Source organism: Bacillus sp. FSL K6-3312 (assembly GCF_038007485.1).
Classification (GTDB): Bacteria; Bacillota; Bacilli; order Bacillales; family Bacillaceae; genus Bacillus; species Bacillus pumilus.
Genome location: NZ_JBBOXI010000001.1, coordinates 2,874,482 through 2,891,489, shown reverse-complemented (window position 1 = coordinate 2,891,489; position 17,008 = coordinate 2,874,482). Strand labels below are relative to the sequence as shown.

At 42.4% G+C, this 17,008-nt stretch carries 16 protein-coding genes and 1 other annotated feature; of the genes, 12 read left to right on the top strand and 4 right to left on the bottom strand.

Annotated features, from left to right (window positions below):
* Positions 1 to 40: 40 nt before the first annotated feature.
* Complete coding sequence (locus tag MHI11_RS15075) at positions 41 to 487, bottom strand: YtoQ family protein (RefSeq protein ID WP_044142201.1); 447 nt, start codon at positions 485 to 487, stop codon at positions 41 to 43.
* Positions 488 to 688: 201 nt separating this feature from the next.
* Here MHI11_RS15075 and MHI11_RS15070 point away from each other — a divergent pair, with 201 nt between their 5' ends.
* The 11 genes from MHI11_RS15070 to ccpA all read left to right on the top strand — a co-directional run bounded on the left by MHI11_RS15070 (position 689) and on the right by ccpA (position 12,273).
* Positions 689 to 1,717 (top strand): PTS transporter subunit IIC, encoded by a 1,029-nt coding sequence (locus MHI11_RS15070; protein WP_065098621.1) that lies wholly within the window; start codon positions 689 to 691, stop codon positions 1,715 to 1,717.
* A complete protein-coding gene (locus tag MHI11_RS15065; RefSeq protein WP_003217665.1) occupies positions 1,704 to 2,024 on the top strand; it encodes a thioredoxin family protein in 321 nt (106 codons plus the stop codon). The genes MHI11_RS15070 and MHI11_RS15065 overlap by 14 nt, the downstream gene beginning before the upstream one ends.
* Before the next feature lie 19 nt (positions 2,025 to 2,043).
* On the top strand, positions 2,044 to 2,856 hold the full coding sequence (locus MHI11_RS15060) for a DUF1444 domain-containing protein (protein ID WP_340961406.1): 813 nt from the start codon (positions 2,044 to 2,046) through the stop codon (positions 2,854 to 2,856).
* A gap of 16 nt (positions 2,857 to 2,872) precedes the next feature.
* Positions 2,873 to 3,478 (top strand): YtpR family tRNA-binding protein, encoded by a 606-nt coding sequence (gene ytpR, locus MHI11_RS15055; protein ID WP_044142204.1) that lies wholly within the window; start codon positions 2,873 to 2,875, stop codon positions 3,476 to 3,478.
* 196 nt (positions 3,479 to 3,674) lie between these two features.
* Positions 3,675 to 6,428 (top strand): DNA translocase FtsK, encoded by a 2,754-nt coding sequence (locus tag MHI11_RS15050; protein ID WP_340961404.1) that lies wholly within the window; start codon positions 3,675 to 3,677, stop codon positions 6,426 to 6,428.
* A 303-nt stretch (positions 6,429 to 6,731) separates the two neighbouring features.
* Complete coding sequence (murC, locus tag MHI11_RS15045; RefSeq protein WP_044142205.1) at positions 6,732 to 8,030, top strand: UDP-N-acetylmuramate--L-alanine ligase; 1,299 nt, start codon at positions 6,732 to 6,734, stop codon at positions 8,028 to 8,030.
* A gap of 223 nt (positions 8,031 to 8,253) precedes the next feature.
* Complete coding sequence (locus tag MHI11_RS15040) at positions 8,254 to 8,673, top strand: DUF948 domain-containing protein (protein ID WP_024424855.1); 420 nt, start codon at positions 8,254 to 8,256, stop codon at positions 8,671 to 8,673.
* 26 nt (positions 8,674 to 8,699) lie between these two features.
* Complete coding sequence (locus MHI11_RS15035; RefSeq protein WP_065098617.1) at positions 8,700 to 9,170, top strand: YtxH domain-containing protein; 471 nt, start codon at positions 8,700 to 8,702, stop codon at positions 9,168 to 9,170.
* Between the two features lie 33 nt (positions 9,171 to 9,203).
* Positions 9,204 to 9,527 carry a bacillithiol system redox-active protein YtxJ gene (ytxJ, locus tag MHI11_RS15030; protein ID WP_106065771.1) on the top strand — a complete coding sequence of 108 codons (324 nt, stop codon included), beginning with the start codon at positions 9,204 to 9,206 and terminating at the stop codon, positions 9,525 to 9,527.
* Positions 9,528 to 9,744: 217 nt separating this feature from the next.
* Positions 9,745 to 10,821 carry a bifunctional 3-deoxy-7-phosphoheptulonate synthase/chorismate mutase gene (locus tag MHI11_RS15025; RefSeq protein ID WP_003217626.1) on the top strand — a complete coding sequence of 359 codons (1,077 nt, stop codon included), beginning with the start codon at positions 9,745 to 9,747 and terminating at the stop codon, positions 10,819 to 10,821.
* A 450-nt stretch (positions 10,822 to 11,271) separates the two neighbouring features.
* Positions 11,272 to 12,273, top strand: coding sequence for a catabolite control protein A (ccpA, locus tag MHI11_RS15020; protein WP_003217727.1), 1,002 nt, complete (start codon positions 11,272 to 11,274; stop codon positions 12,271 to 12,273).
* A gap of 42 nt (positions 12,274 to 12,315) precedes the next feature.
* Here ccpA and MHI11_RS15015 read toward each other — a convergent pair whose 3' ends face one another.
* The 3 genes from MHI11_RS15015 to MHI11_RS15005 are packed head-to-tail and all read right to left on the bottom strand — an operon-like array spanning position 12,316 to position 14,786.
* Complete coding sequence (locus MHI11_RS15015) at positions 12,316 to 13,476, bottom strand: acetoin utilization protein AcuC (protein WP_340961399.1); 1,161 nt, start codon at positions 13,474 to 13,476, stop codon at positions 12,316 to 12,318.
* Positions 13,473 to 14,114 carry a CBS and ACT domain-containing protein gene (locus MHI11_RS15010; protein ID WP_340961397.1) on the bottom strand — a complete coding sequence of 214 codons (642 nt, stop codon included), beginning with the start codon at positions 14,112 to 14,114 and terminating at the stop codon, positions 13,473 to 13,475. Before MHI11_RS15010 ends, MHI11_RS15015 begins: the two co-directional genes overlap by 4 nt.
* Before the next feature lie 39 nt (positions 14,115 to 14,153).
* Positions 14,154 to 14,786 (bottom strand): GNAT family N-acetyltransferase, encoded by a 633-nt coding sequence (locus tag MHI11_RS15005; RefSeq protein ID WP_044142211.1) that lies wholly within the window; start codon positions 14,784 to 14,786, stop codon positions 14,154 to 14,156.
* A 155-nt stretch (positions 14,787 to 14,941) separates the two neighbouring features.
* Between MHI11_RS15005 and acsA the strand changes: the two genes are divergently transcribed.
* Positions 14,942 to 16,666 carry an acetate--CoA ligase gene (gene acsA / locus MHI11_RS15000; RefSeq protein WP_044142212.1) on the top strand — a complete coding sequence of 575 codons (1,725 nt, stop codon included), beginning with the start codon at positions 14,942 to 14,944 and terminating at the stop codon, positions 16,664 to 16,666.
* Between the two features lie 59 nt (positions 16,667 to 16,725).
* Positions 16,726 to 16,964, top strand: a binding site (T-box leader).
* Positions 16,965 to 17,008: the final 44 nt, after the last annotated feature.

Sequence of the window (17,008 nt, the reverse complement as noted above, 5' to 3'; positions counted from 1 at the left end):
GTAAACAAAAGGCTGCCTCTTTCAAGAGAGCAGCCTTTTGTTATTGCTGTTCAAACACGTAAGATAACGCTTTGATCGCTTGGTTCACGGTTTCCACAGTGATATTCGCTTTATTTGATAGTTCCTTTAACGGATGGTGCAGTTCTTTTGGGCGGATCAAAATGAGAGGTTTCCCTTTAGCGATGGCAGCAGACGCATCCATTGCCGTGTTCCACTGTTTATATTTCTCACCAAAGCGGGCAATGACGACGTCTGCCTTGTTTAATAGGATCTCAGTACGGAAATTGTTCAAATCAGAAGCAGCATCATCTTTGAATATGGCATTCGGCTGCTCACCTAAAATGTCCTCACCAATGTGATCGGAGCGGTCATGATTCTCCATTGGACCAACAAATGTCACTGGCAGTTTCAACGATTGGCTTTTCTCCTTGATTTCATCACGCCACTTGCTATGAATTTCTCCTGCTAAATAGACGGTTAATTGCATAACGATCTCCTCCTTTTGTACAAACTTAGTAAAGGTTTGCCCTGTTTCTTTTCATGTTACACAAGAAGTGCTTGATAAAGCAAAAAAAATATGATTATGATATTCATGGTAGAGACTATTTTTTCATCGTAAGAATACTACATATAATGGGAAGGACAGGCCTTTTCGTCTTTCCTATGAGAAAGCAGGAAGACGACGTTGATGACTTATTTGAAAAGAAAGGGAATCTCCCTTTCGCCAAAAGTGTACTTCATTGATGCACTCTCTTATATGGCTTTAGGTCTATTTGCTACATTAGTAGTAGGTCTGATTTTAAAAACAGCAGGCGGTTTGTTATCACTTCCGCTCATCATCAAAATGGGAACACTCGCAATGGGGCTCATGGGACCAGCGATTGGCGTAGCCGTGGCGTACCGGTTACAGGCATCTCCATTGATCATTTTTGCAAGTGTTGTTTCAGGTGCTGCAGGAGCAGAGCTTGGTGGACCTGCTGGAAGCTTTGTCGCAGCATTAATTGGTGTAGAACTCGGCAAACTGGTCAGTGGTGAGACAAAAATTGATATTATTTTGACACCGCTTGTCACCATCATCACTGGTTTTTCCACCGCCGCTTTGATCGGTCCAGGGATTGAAGCCATGATGACAGGGCTTGGCAGGCTCATCATGTGGGGGACTGACCAAAGTCCACTGATCATGGGCATGCTAGTAGCAACCATTGTTGGACTTGCCCTCAGCTCACCAATTTCAAGTGCTGCGCTTGCGCTCATGCTTGATTTAAGCGGTCTTGCTGCTGGTGCTGCAACGATCGGCTGCTGCGCTCAAATGGTCGGTTTTGCCGCTGCAGGCTTTAGAGAAAATCGTTTTGGCGGTCTTGCCGCTGTAGGTATTGGCACGTCAAAATTGCAGCTGCCAAACATTGTAAAAAATCCCCTTATCCTTATTCCGCCGACGATAGCGGGCCTCATTCTCGCGCCAATTGGTATTATTGGCTTTGGGATGGTCAATAATGCGGCAGGGGCAGGAATGGGAACGAGTGGCCTTGTTGGACAGCTCATGACACTGACGGTTATGGGATTTCATCCATCTGTTTTTCTAGCGATTGCTCTTTTGCATATCGTTGGCCCGGCAGTGATTAGTTTGGTAGTATCAGAATGGATGAGAAAGAAAGGCTATATACAATTCGGAGATTTAACCATACAAACTGGAGGAATGAAACATGAAAAAAATTGAATCAAACGAAGAATTACAAAAAGTGATTCAAGAAGACTTAACAGTATTGCTATTTTCAGCGGACTGGTGCCCGGACTGCACCTTTATCGAACCATTCTTGCCAGAGCTTGAAGCAAACTACCCAGAATTTGAGTACTTCTATGTGGATAGAGATCAATTTATTGACACTTGCGCAGAGTGGGAAATTTACGGCATTCCAAGCTTTTTAGTATTTAAAAATGGGCAAGAGATTAACCGCTTTGTCAGCAAGGATCGTAAAACGAAGGAAGAGATTGAAGCATTTTTAACAGATTCTCTTTCTAAATAATGAAAGGAGAGTCTAAATCATGGCAAAAATGACATCAAGACAGCTTGCGAACGAACTCAAAAGCCGTCTGACAAATGACAGCTGGTCACACCAGTTTAACCGAGAAAAAGACACGCTTCGTATTGAAGATAAACAAACAGGCAAAGGGATCACACTAGAGCTCCCGCCAATCATTGCAAAGTGGGAAGTAAAGCCTGATGAAACATTGGATGAGATCGTTTATTATGTGAAAGAGGCGCTAAATGCCATGAAAGGCGAAGCGCAGCACATCTCAGGAAAAGAAAAGCAAATTTATCCGGTCATTCGATCCACTTCCTTTCCCGAGACATCAAGTGACGAGATTCCGCTCGTTTTTGATGAGCATACAGCTGAAACGAGAATCTACTATGCACTTGACCTTGGAAGCACCTACAGGTTAATTGATGAAAAGATGCTTCAAAAGGAAAACTGGACAAAAGAGCGAATCAGGGAAACCGCAAGCTTTAATGTCCGCTCACTTGAAACTGTGGTGAAAATGGATGAAGTGGCAGGCAACCGGTTTTATTTCTTCCGTGCGAATGACGGATATGATGCCAGCAGACTTTTAAATGAATCGATTTTACAAGAATACGCGCAAAAAATAGAAGGACAGATGGCCATCTCTGTCCCCCATCAAGATGTATTCATCATTGCAGATATTCGCAATGAATCAGGCTATGATATTTTAGGACAGATGTCGATGAGCTTCTTCGCCAGCGGCACGGTTCCGATTACCGCATTGTCATTTTTATATGATGAGGGCAAGCTTGAACCGATCTTTATTCTTGCTAAAAGCAGACCAAAACAGCAGTAGAAGGGAATTTTGAAGAATGAACGTTTTTTATAATGCAGAAGGTGTAGGCGACACACTTCTTATTTCATTGAAAGATGTGACGAGAGAAGAAGTAGGTCATGAGACGTTTGGAGATGTCGTAAGAATCTTCAATCAAGAAACAAAAGAAACAACAGGCTTTAATATCTTCAATGCATCCACTTACATGAAAATTGAAGAAAACGGATCTGTACCGCTTTCTGAAACACTTGTTCAAGATATCAACGAAATTTTAAACCGCAATGGTGTCAGTGAAACGTTGACTGTGGATCTATCACCAAAATTTGTTGTCGGTTATGTAAAGGAAAAAGAAAAGCATCCGAATGCAGATAAATTAAACATTTGCCAAGTGGATGTTGGCGATGAAACATTACAAATCGTGTGCGGTGCACCAAACGTTGATCAAGGTCAATATGTCGTGGTTGCAAAGGTTGGGGCAGTGATGCCAAGCGGTTTAATCATCAAAGATGCTGAGCTAAGAGGTGTTCCATCAAGCGGAATGATTTGTTCAGCAAAAGAATTAGATCTTCCAGACGCGCCTGCTGAAAAAGGAATTCTTGTTCTAGAGGGAAGCCATCAAGCTGGCGAACCCTTTCAAGCATAACCTCCCATAAACGGGCACATCAGAGCGAAGATTGTGTTATACCAAAAGTCACTAAGTACGTACTTAGTGACTTTTTTTCATCTACAGACAGCACAAATAGCAAAGAGCGGCACTTTTCTCGCTTTTCTGCATGAAAAAGCAATGGTATACTAAAAATCGCCCAAGAAAACGTAAGGGGAGTTAAAGTGAGTGATAAATGATGAGTTGGTTAGATAAATTTTTCAGTGTATTTTTAGGAGAAGAAAAGAAAGAAGAAAAAGCTGTGAGACCTGAGGAAGGTCCAGTTGCACCAAAGCAGCCAGTTTTTGAACAGCATAAAGAATATAAAAAAATTGAAGATACAAAAGTCTATTATGAATATCCGACAGGCAACTTCCGCTTTCCGCTCGTTCCAGATGAACCTCAGCGTGACGGAGTAAAGCAGGAAAGAAGACGCTCAAAGCAAGGCCAGTCAAAGGCTAAGCAGAAGACCTATGAGTCAAAACAAACGGTTCAGCCTGACATGAATAAAAAGCCATTCAAACCAGAGCAAATTCCATCACCGATCTATGGCTATCATCAGGATATGCGTCCGAAACGAACAGAGTCGAAAGAAGAATCATCTTCTGTTCAAATGAAAGCAGCAGAAACAGCGCAGCGTGTCACCCTGTTATCAGAAGAGGCAGAGCGTGAACGAAATGTCAGACAGCAAATGAACATTCCATCAATACGGAAAGAAAATCGTATGGAAGAAACAGTTCCAGCGCCAGCAGAAGAAAGAGTGGACATGCAAACAGACGTGACCCCGCTTACTTTGCAAGAGGAGCTCACTTATCACGATCACGTTCAATCAACGATGGAGCGTTTAAATGACGAGCCTTTCATTCAAACAGAGGAAAAAGAGCCAGCCTTTTCTGAGCCTCAAGACCACATTGAAGCTGACTTACATCATCAGCAAACCGAAGTATATCACGAACCGCCGGTAGAGTCTGAGCCTGTACAGGATGTTTCCAGTGAAAACGAAGAAATACAAGACAAACCGGTAGAACAGTTTGTAGATCATACTCAGGAAATAGAAATAGAACCGTTGACATTCGAAACAGATGAAGACACGCATTCCGCTATTGAAATGGAAGTAGACATATCGGCAGAAGAAGTAGAGGTACTAGACGTCATCTCAGCAGAATCAGACGAGGATATAGAAGCTGATTCCTTAGAAGACCATCAAGAAGAAGTGCCAGCGGCAGCATTAGAAGAAACAGAGCCAGTTGCCGAGCATGATCTGCAAGAAGAGCAATTGATAGAAGAAGCGGAAATAGTAGAAGATCAAGTGATGCCAATAGAACAAGAAGCAGACGATGAGACCGCTACTGAACGAGTAGAACCTGTCATAGAGCAGCAAGAAAAGCAAGAACAAGTGCATGAAGTGATGGAAGAAAAACCGAAACAGGCATCTCCTCAGCCACAACGTACAAGTGGACAAACCTCAACGGTTCCTTTTAACGTCATGATGTTAAAAAGTGATCAACGCGTGCAAGGACAAAAGAAAGCAGCAGATGGACAAGGATATGTGTTTCCAAGCCTCGCCCTTTTAGATGTACCTCCGGCTCAAAAAGGAGAGGACGGGACATGGGTGAAAGAGCGGGCAGAGCTGCTCAATGCCACGCTGAAAAATTTCAATGTCAGAGCAAGTGTTGTTCATGTCACGCAAGGCCCTTCTGTGACAAGATTTGAAGTACATCCAGAACCAGGTGTCAAAGTGAACAAAATCACGAACCTGTCAGATGATATTAAACTCAGTTTGTCCGCAAAGGATATACGAATTGAAGCACCGATTCCAGGAAAGAACACGATCGGGATTGAAGTGCCGAACCTTCACAGTAAAATGGTTTTCTTACGAGAGATGATCAGAAGCAGTGCGTTTAGAGACAATCCATCTCCTTTAACAGCAGCACTTGGATTAGATATCTCAGGACAGCCTGTTGTCGTTGATCTGCAAAAAATGCCGCATGGCTTAATTGCTGGAGCAACAGGTTCAGGAAAAAGTGTCTGCATCAATACCATTTTAGTAAGCTTAATGTTTAAAGCATCACCAGATGAAGTGAAAATGCTTTTAATCGACCCTAAAATGGTCGAATTAGCGCCGTATAATCATATTCCGCATCTCGTGAGTCCTGTTATCACTGATGCTAAGACAGCGACAGCTGCTCTGAAATGGGTAGTGGATGAAATGGAAAGACGCTACGAGCTGTTTGCGCACTCTGGTGTGAGAGAAATCAAACGATTCAATGAGCTTGTCAAAGAAAAACAAATGGGTGAAAAACTACCTTATCTTGTCGTGGTGATCGATGAGCTCGCTGATTTAATGATGGTCGCACCAAATGAAGTCGAAGAAAGCATTTGCCGAATCGCGCAAAAAGCAAGAGCGTGCGGCATTCACTTATTGATTGCGACACAAAGACCTTCTGTAGATGTCATCACAGGTCTGATTAAAGCCAATATTCCAACAAGAATTGCTTTCTCTGTCTCAAGTCAGGTAGATTCTAGAACGATCATCGACATGGCAGGTGCAGAAAAGCTTCTCGGAAAAGGAGACATGCTCTTCTTAGAAAATGGCTCCGGCAAGCCTACGAGGCTGCAAGGGAACTTTGTATCAGACCGCGAGATCGATCAAGTAGTGGCACATGTGAGGAAACAGCGCAAGCCGGTGTTCCTTTTCGAACAGGAGGAATTAATGCTCCAAGGCTCTGCGATTACAGATGAAGACGAATTGTTTATGGATGCCTGCCGTTTTGCCATTGAGCAGAATAGCGCTAGTACATCGAGTTTGCAGAGAAGATTTAGAATTGGCTACAATCGTGCAGCCAGATTGATCGACATGATGGAACGCGAAGGCATGATCTCTGGTGCAAAAGGCAGTAAGCCAAGGGAAGTCCTCATGACACTGAGTGACTTAGAACAGCTGATCTAAACAAACCACTTCATTTTTTTCATAAACATGGTATGATAGCACATAGGTGCAATTTTGGAATTGGACGCTTTTCGCATGCCTGTCAGAACGCTTTTTTATGTAAAATGAGCGAAAGCAGGTGTTAGAAATAGGAAAGTTGTCGGATACTAATCATAGTTAATATTGATTAGAATAGGAAGATCGGAAAAAAATCTTTATTTGGAGCTGCGATCTGTGAGCCGCTAGAGGCGAAAATCACAAGTTGCAAATTGAAATGAGCGTCATATACTGTAAGTCAGATAGACGTTTGTTGGAGGTACAATTATGACTGTTTATCATTTTGTTGGAATAAAAGGGACAGGTATGAGTCCACTGGCCCAAATTCTTCATGATACTGGGTATACTGTCCAAGGATCGGATATCGAAAAACATATCTTTACACAAAAAGCATTAGAAGAGAGAAATATTAAAATTCTTCCATTTGACCCAGATAATATTCAGCCAGGGATGACCGTCATTGCAGGTAATGCATTTCCTGATACACACCCTGAGATTGAACGCGCCCTTTCTGAAGGGATTCCTGTCATTCGTTACCATAAATTCCTTGGAGAATACATGGATACATTCACAAACGTTGCGATTACTGGTGCTCATGGTAAAACGTCAACAACAGGTCTGCTTGCCCATGTGATGCAATCAGCGAAACCAACTTCATACTTAATCGGTGATGGATCTGGTATGGGGAAAGAAAACAGCGAGTATTTTGTATTTGAAGCATGCGAATACCGCAGACACTTCCTCAGCTATCATCCAGACTATGCGATCATGACCAATATTGATTTTGATCATCCTGATTACTTCTCTGATATTGACGACGTGTTTGATGCGTTTCAAAACATGGCACTTCAAGTGAAAAAAGCCATTATCGCTTGCGGTGATGATGAGCATCTGCCTAAGATTCAAGCGAAGGTACCTGTTGTGTACTACGGTTTCAATGAAGAAAATGATTTCCAAGCACGCAATGTTGTGAAAAACACGGAAGGCACTACATTTGATGTCTTTGTACGAAATACGTTTTATGATACCTTCTACATCCCTGCCTATGGAAATCATAATGTCCTTAATTCATTAGCTGTGATTGCATTATGTCACTATGAAGCCATTGATGTAGAGCTCATCAAAGGGGCACTAACGACATTTAGTGGTGTCAAACGCCGCTTTAATGAAAAAGTAGTCGGTGAGCAGGTTTTAATTGACGACTATGCCCATCACCCAACGGAGATTGAAGTCACAATTGAAGCAGCACGCCAAAAGTATCCAGACCGCGATATTGTCGCTGTCTTCCAGCCACATACCTTCACACGTACACAGCAATTCTTAAGTGAATTTGCTGATAGTCTGAAAAAAGCGGACTATGTATACCTATGCGATATTTTCGGTTCAGCCCGTGAAAACATTGGGAAGCTGAGTATCGAAGATTTACGAGAAAAAATCCCGCAGGCCCAATTGATTGCAGAAGAAGATACATCTGTGCTGAAAGCGCACAAAGATGGGATTCTGATCTTTATGGGAGCAGGAGACATTCAAAAATATTTGCGTGCTTATGAAAAAGTCGCTGTATAAATACTTAAACGAAAAGTGCCGTTTTGATCGGCACTTTTTTTATTTTGAATAAAATGTGACAAAGGGGCTAATTGTGTCAACATGCCGCTTTTTTTCGTTCGCTGTGGACAGGAATCAGCCAATAAGTGTAGAATTATTAATCAATCGGTCATTCTAAGCGATGTTTGAATGATACAACGAGAGGGTAATGAATTGAATATGCCCGCAGCAAAGGAGGTATCAGATGATTATTATTCTATATTTAAGCGTTGCACTGATCGCAATTGCTTTCCTCATTCTTGTCATCTACTTGTCCAAAACATTAAAATCCTTACAGCTGACATTAAAGAATGTCGCATCAACTTTAGAAGGTCTTGAAGGTCAGATGCAAGGGATCACCACAGAGACAGCACAATTGCTACATAAGACGAATCAGCTTGCTGAAGATATTCAAGACAAATCGGCAAAACTCAACACAGTTGTGGATGCGGTGCAGGGAATTGGCGGCTCGATCAACCAATTTAATACAAGCATAAAGCAGGCAGCTGGTGCGGTTTCTTCATCCGTTGAACGAAATCAAGAAAAAGTCACGGATGTGGTAAGCTGGAGTAACGCAGCACTTGAAATTTATAAAAAATGGAAACAACGAAAACACCAAAAATAAACCATTTTCGCATAGGAGGAATAATCATGAGCAAAGACGGAATCAATAGCAAGGACTTTTTGATCGGAACACTTATTGGTGGAATTGTAGGTGCAACAACAGCTTTATTTTTAGCACCGAAGTCAGGGAAAGAGCTTCGCGATGATTTGAACAACCAAGCGAATGCTTTAAAAGACAAAACAGATCAACTCACAACAGATGCAAAGGAAAAAGGCACTGAATATGTGACGATTGCGAAAGATAAAACGTCTGAATTATCTCAGCTGGTGGCAGAACAGTCAAACCAAATTTTAGACAAAGTGAAAGACATAAAAGAACGTGCAGCTGGAAAAGCTAATCATGTGAAAAGTGAAGCAGAAGATGCGGCAGCTGATCTTGCGAGCGAAGCGTCAGATGTAGCAGATGAAGCCAAAGTACGAGCACAAGAAGCGAAATCAGAAATTGAAGATGGCATTAAAGATGTCAAAGAAAAAGTAGAACAATCGACTAAAGGCTAACTCTTACTGCACAGAGTGAAGAAGGAGAACATCATGTCAAAACAACTCATTGAAACAGAAGAACAGTTTGATCAACTAACGAATCAAGATGGGACCTTTGTCTTTTTTAAGCACAGTTTGACATGTCCGATCAGTCAAGCGGCTTTTCAAGAGTTTGAAGAATTTGCGTCTGCACATGAAGACGTGCCAACTTATTTCTTGCAAATTCAAAACACAAGAGAGCTTTCATCCTATGTGACAGAAAAATCAGGGGTAAAGCACGAAAGTCCCCAGGCACTCGTCTTTAGCGGTGGAAAAGTAAAATGGCATGCATCCCACTCAAGCATTACAAAAGAAGCGCTTGAACATAATGTGTAGAAGAAACGTCAGCAATTGCTGACGTTTTTTTGATAAAAAAAGGTTTACTTCAATCAAAACTATGCTATAATCTTACACATAATACTTTATCGCTTAAAAGCGTTTGGGTAATAAAGAAAATTTTCGTGACAATTCCGAAATCTTTGTTTATAATAAACCCTATCATGAGAGAATGAAAAGAAAAAAGCGAGAACAGGCAGAGGAAAGGATGACAAAAATGAGCAACAATGAACTAGAACAATTGAGACAGCAGGCAGATGAACTAAATCTTCAAATCTTAAAACTGATCAATGAAAGAGGAAGCATTGTAAAAGAAATTGGAAAAGCGAAAGAAGCGCAGGGTGTCAACCGTTATGATCCTGTCAGAGAGCGCACAATGCTGAACCAAATTCTTGAAGCAAATGATGGACCATTCGAAAACTCAACAATTCAGCATATTTTCAAAGAGATTTTCAAAGCAGGCCTAGAGCTTCAAGAAGATGACCACAGCAAAGCACTTCTTGTTTCTCGTAAGAAAAAATCGGAAAATACAATCGTGAACATCAATGGAGAAGCGATCGGTGATGGGAAACAGCGTTTCATCGTTGGACCATGTGCTGTTGAAAGCTACGAGCAAGTCGCAGAAGTGGCGGCAGCAGCGAAACAGCAAGGACTAAAACTACTTCGCGGAGGTGCATTTAAACCACGCACAAGTCCATATGATTTCCAAGGACTTGGTGTAGACGGTCTGAAAATTCTAAAGCGTGTAGCGGATGAATACGGTCTTGCTGTCATTAGTGAAATCGTCAATCCTGCTCATATTGAAGAAGCGATTGAGCATATCGATGTCATCCAAATTGGTGCACGAAACATGCAAAACTTCGAGCTATTAAAAGCAGCCGGATCTGTGAAGAAACCAGTTCTTTTAAAACGTGGTCTTGCAGCGACGATTTCAGAATTCATCAATGCAGCTGAATACATCATCGCCCAAGGAAATGACCAAATCATCCTTTGCGAGCGCGGTATCCGCACATATGAAACAGCGACAAGAAATACACTAGATATTTCTGCTGTGCCAATCTTGAAACAAGAAACACATTTACCAGTCTTTGTTGATGTGACGCACTCAACTGGACGTAGAGATCTTCTCCTTCCAACAGCGAAAGCAGCTCTTGCGATTGGAGCAGACGGTGTCATGGCAGAAGTGCATCCAGATCCATCTGTTGCTCTATCTGACTCAGCGCAGCAAATGGACATTCCTCAATTCGAAAAATGGTTAGATGCGTTAAGACCACTTGTCAACATTCACGCATAATCATAGATAGAAAGCCGCCGGATGACTGCCCGGCGGTTTTTCTATGGATAAAATACGATGAAGATTGGGAATGAAAGGAAAAGAGCACATTGCAAGCTTTAAAAGTGCTTGTTCACAATGTTTTCATTTTTAAAATTCAATAGAATCTGCTAAGATCATTGTCATAGCTGACGTTCTCGACGGTTTTTCATGAAATATGATTCAATTTACAGGTAACAAGCTCATTAAAGTTTGTTTAATTTAGTTATAAAAAGAAAGGGAACGTTTTCATATTGTGAAAAAACGTGTATAATTTCATAAAAGAATGTCATTTTGATGTAGATTGAAAAATTATGTGTCTCTTTTCATCGTTTTAATGACAAATAGGATATTATTTTCCTCGTATCTGACATGTCTCTATCCAATTGGTGAATGCTATAGATATGAAGTGTATTTGAAGGAGTGATTTATGTGAATAATGTTACAATATATGATGTAGCAAGAGAAGCAAATGTAAGTATGGCAACGGTATCACGCGTAGTGAATGGGAATCCGAATGTAAAACCAACAACAAGAAAAAAGGTACTTGAAGCGATTGATCGCCTTGGCTATCGCCCGAATGCTGTGGCGCGAGGCCTTGCAAGTAAAAAAACAACAACGGTTGGGGTCATCATCCCTGATATTTCTAGTATCTTCTATTCGGAGCTTGCTCGCGGAATTGAAGATATCGCCACAATGTATAAGTACAACATCATTTTGAGCAACTCAGATCAAAATACCGATAAAGAGCTCCATCTTTTAAATACAATGCTAGGTAAACAAGTAGATGGGATTGTCTTTATGGGTGGAAATATCACAGATGTGCTTGTTGAAGAATTTAAGCGCTCTCCTGTGCCAATTGTTCTTGCTGCATCTGTTGAAGAGCAGGCTCAAACACCATCTGTCAACATCAACTACGAGCAAGCGATTTATGATTCAGTTCAGCTTTTAGTTGAAAAAGGACATAAGCGAATTGCCTTCGTATCTGGCCCAATGTCAGAACCGATTAACTCTATGAGAAAGCTTGCAGGCTATAAGCGTGCGCTTGAAGAAGCGGGCATCGCATTTGACGATGCGCTCGTCGCTGAAGGCGATTATTCGTATGATTCTGGAATTGAATCACTTGCTCACTTGCTTGAGCAGTCTGACAAGCCGACAGCTGTTATTGCGGCTACGGATGAAATGGCGCTAGGTGTCATTCATGGAGCACAAGATAGAGGCGTATCCATTCCTGATGATTTAGAAGTGATTGGTTTTGATAACACGAGACTTTCTCTCATGGTGCGTCCTCAGCTGACAACTGTTGTTCAGCCGACGTATGATATTGGTGCTGTCGCAATGAGACTGCTGACAAAGCTGATGAACAAAGAGCAAGTGGATGACCAAATTGTGGAACTTCCGCACAGAATTGAAGAAAGACAATCAACAAAATAAAATGAAAAAGCAGGCTTACACATCAGTGAATGCCTGCTTTTCTTATGCATTTTTCTTTTCTCTTCTAACGGGCATCAGTGCTTTTTCTACAGTTTGAGCATTTTTTTCTGTGATTTCTGCTTTTCTTGGGATCGGTGGATATAAATCGTCAGGGTCTCTCCATGTGGATGGCAGGGTGACAGGAGATTGTTTATGCCAAGCCTGAACCCAGTCCTGAGGCAGTTCATTAGGCGGTGTAGTACCTTTCATTTCAAGCCAAATTCGGCTCCACGCCCTTGGCACGACACGCCAAATATCATATCCTCCTCCGCCGACAGCGATCCATTTGCCATCACAATATTGATGCGCTAATTCATGGGCAAGTCTAGGAATTTCCTCATATATTTTCATGGTGGCAGATAAATGGGTTAACGGATCATAGTAGTGTGCGTCTGCACCGTTTTGCGTCAAAATCACATCTGGTTTAAAAAAAGCAGCAATTTCAGTCACTGCTGTTCGGTATGCTTCAAGGAACGATTCATCTTCTGTAAATGCATCAAGCGGAATATTGTAGGCGTAGCCATAGCCTTTATCATGACCTCTTTCCTGTACTTGTCCAGTTCCAGGGAACAAATAGCGTCCCGTTTCATGAATTGAGACTGTACAAACCTCAGGGTCGTCATAGAAACTGAATTGTACACCATCTCCGTGATGGGCATCCGTATCAATATACAAAATTCTTGCACCGTATGTCTTTTGAATATATTGAATCGCCACTGAGCTGTCATTATAAATACAGAAGCCAGATGCACGCCCTTTAAACCCGTGATGAAGTCCACCGCCAAGATTCAGTGCATGCTGCGAGTGTCCCATCATTACTTGGTCAACGGCTGTGAGTGTCCCGCCAACAAGGAGAGAAGCTGCCTCATGCATACCTGCAAACATCGGTGTATCCTCCGTGCCAAGACCGTAGCGCTCACCCTCTGCTGTAGAGAGCTTTCCTTCACTAGCCCGCTGCACAGCTTGAATATAATCGGCTGTATGGACGAGCTTTAATTCCTCAAGGGTCGCCATACGCGGTGCGACGATCTCATCATTTGTTAACGCCTTCATTTTTTGAAGCAGGTCATATGTTAAGTAGACACGAAGCTGATTGAAGGGATGGTCTTGGTGAAACTGGTACGTTTGAAAAGAGGGTGAAAAAACAAAGGTCGCTTCCTTCATTTGATCGTCTGCTCCATAGGCCACAGCACCTTATAGCCTTTTGCACGAATCAGCTTCGTCACATGATCTGCATGCATGGTTTGAAGGCGGAAGACGAGTACTTTAGATGATTCATTTGCATGCGGATACACAAGCACACTCAGCATTTGAATATGCTGCTCCTTTATAATGGTCGTAATGTCAGCAAGACCTTCTGTCATTTGGTCCACTTCTACCTCTAAGTGTGACCCAGGCTGATCTGCACCTGTCAGTCTGACAAACGTACGAAGCAAATCAGTCTTTGTGATAATGCCTACAAGCTTGCCGCGTCTCACTACTGGAAGGCAGCCAATTCCGTGTTCAAAAAAGACACTAGAAATCTCTTCAACGAAATCAAGCGGATGAGCAGTAATCGTCTCTAATACCATGATCTCTTCAACAGGCCGCTGAATAAAGAGCTTCCTTTTTTCTGTTTCAAATATACTTGGACTGGCATTTTTAATATCTCGATCTGTCACCATCCCAATGACAGAACCTTGATCAGATACGATCGGAATATGCCGAATGTGATGTGCACTCATTTTTTTTATGGCTTCTTCAATCGTATCGGTTTTTCGCAGCGTGATCACATCACGCTCCATAATTTGTTCAATCATCATTGTTTACCAATCCCCTTTGCCAAAAAAACGAATTGAACGTTAATACATAAAGCGTTGATGGAAGCGAAGACGATCGAAGCGCTCAATCGAATCAGGATTCACATTTTTCCCGATTCTGGCCATTAAACAATTGGCTGGATGTGAGCTGATCTCTGGCTCGTCTGTTGCAAACCAAACAAGACCGCCTGCGTTCATCATTTTCTCCATCATCTTGCGGTACTCCCACACGTTTTTCTTTGTCCCCTTTAAATCCCAATGCCAGTAATATTCAGTTGTAATGATGATATAATTCTCCATTTGCTCATCCATCATGCTCACATCAAGTAAATGCTTACCAAGTGAGCAGCCTCTAAATGGAGGAGCGACCTCAATCGCGCCAAGCTCGATTAAATTGTCCATGTTGCCCTCTGACCAGCGCTCAAGCGGATCAGGATATAAATACGTGACATAGCCGACAACAAGCTCATCCACTCGTGCAATGATAATACGTCCTTCTGGAAGGTCTGCTATTTCAACAAGTGCTTGTTTCTGTTCCTCTGGCGTGCGAAATGCCGTTAGGCCTTCATGAAACGTATAGTTCGCAAGCTCTGATGCAGGTACCGGACCTTCAATCAGGATGGTACCTGTTTCTCGCTCAATGGTTTTTGAATAATAAGTTTTAGGATGCTCCACGTATCCACCGCCTCAAATTCTAGTGAGTCGTCTCTATTTTATCTTAAAACCTGCAAGAATTAAAACGGTTTCACTATAAGTTTTTTAAAAATTGAGAAAAAAAGTCATCTATACTATAATGGTCATTGTAAACGTATGCAAAGGGGGACTGTTTGATGAAAGTGGAAACGCTACCATCAGTAAAAGGAAACTATCATTTAAATGATTATGAGCAGGCATACAAAGAATTTTCATGGGAGGAAGCAAGAAAAAACTTCTCATGGTATGAAACAGGAAACATAAATGCAGCCTATGAAGCGATTGACAGACATGCGGACTCGTTTCGTAAGAACAAGGTGGCGCTTCACTACAAAGATTCACAGCGGGATGAAAAGTATACGTTCAGGGATATGAAAATCAATACAAATAAAGCGGGAAATCTATTCAGAGAAAAGGCGCATGTGCAAAAAGGGGATCGCGTATTTATCTTTATGCCAAGATCACCTGAGCTCTATTTTCTTCTGCTTGGCGCAGTTAAAATTGGTGCGATCGTTGGCCCGTTATTTGAAGCATTCATGGAAGGTGCGGTCAAAGACCGTTTAGAAAATAGCGAGGCGAAGGTCATTGTGACAACGCCGGATCTGCTTGAACGAATTCCGTTTGCAGAGCTTCCGAAACTTGAATCCGTCATCATTGTCGGCGGTGAAAAGGAAGATATCGATGGCGTTCGGACAATCCATTATGAAGAGGCTTTTGCGCAGGCGGCGAAGGACCTTGAAATCGAATGGATGGATGAAAAAGACGGCTTTCTGCTTCATTACACGTCAGGGTCGACAGGTACGCCAAAAGGTGTGCTGCATGTCCATGGTGCAATGGTGCAGCAAGACCAGACTGGTAAATGGGTGCTTGATCTGAAAGAAGACGATGTCTACTGGTGTACAGCTGACCCAGGCTGGGTAACAGGCACAGTGTACGGCATTTTTTCACCGTGGTTAAATGGGGCGACGAATGTCATTTTAGGCGGCAGATTTAACCCTGATACGTGGTATGAAACGATTGAATCACTAGGTGTGACCGTTTGGTACAGTGCACCGACCGCCTTTAGAATGCTAATGGGAGCAGGAGATGACCTCATTCAAAAATATGATCTCAGCTCGCTCCGTCATGTGTTAAGTGTAGGTGAGCCTCTTAATCCAGAAGTCATCCGCTGGGGAGATGCTGTATTTGGCAAACGAATTCATGACACTTGGTGGATGACGGAAACCGGTGCTCAGCTGATTTGTAATTATCCATGCATGGACATTAAACCAGGCTCAATGGGAAAACCGGTTCCAGGCGTAGAAGCTGCGATTGTGGATAATGCCGGAAATGAACTTCCGCCATATCGGATGGGCAACCTCGCCATCAAAAAAGGCTGGCCGTCTATGATGCATACGATCTGGAACAATCCTGAAAAATATGAATCTTACTTTATGCCGGGAGATTGGTATGTTTCAGGAGATTCAGCTTATATGGACGAAGACGGATACTTTTGGTTCCAGGGACGTGTCGATGATGTGATCATGACATCAGGAGAGCGGGTCGGTCCTTTTGAGGTGGAAAGCAAACTGGTCGAACATCCAGCCATTGCAGAGGCTGGTGTCATTGGAAAACCAGATCCGGTCCGCGGTGAAATTATTAAGGCATTCATTGCGCTTAGAAGCGGATATGAGCCGACAGATGAGCTGAAAGAAGAGATTCGTACGTTTGTGAAAAAAGGACTCGCTGCACATGCGGCACCGAGAGAAATCGAGTTTAAGGACAAACTGCCTAAGACGCGAAGCGGAAAAATTATGAGACGTGTGCTAAAGGCGTGGGAACTGAATTTACCGGCTGGCGACCTATCGACAATGGAAGATTAATTTTTTTCATCAGTTGACTTGATATCAAAAGTATGTTTAAAATGACATTAGTTGAATATGTAAAGGTTTTGACTGAGATTCAGTAGAATCATCTTTCCCTGTCCAAGAGAGCTGACGGCTGGTGCGAGTCAGTACAAAGAGATATTCGAATTACCCTCACGAACCGCTTTTACGAAAAGGAGCATACGTGCTGCCCTGATTAGTGAAAGAACGGATCTGTCCGTTATCAGTGTAAGTGAAAAGATGTGATTTGTTGTCTTTTAAGCAGGGTGGTACCGCGATATATATCGTCCCTTCGTTCATTCGAAGGGGCGTTTTTTATGTTAAATTGTAAAAAAAGGA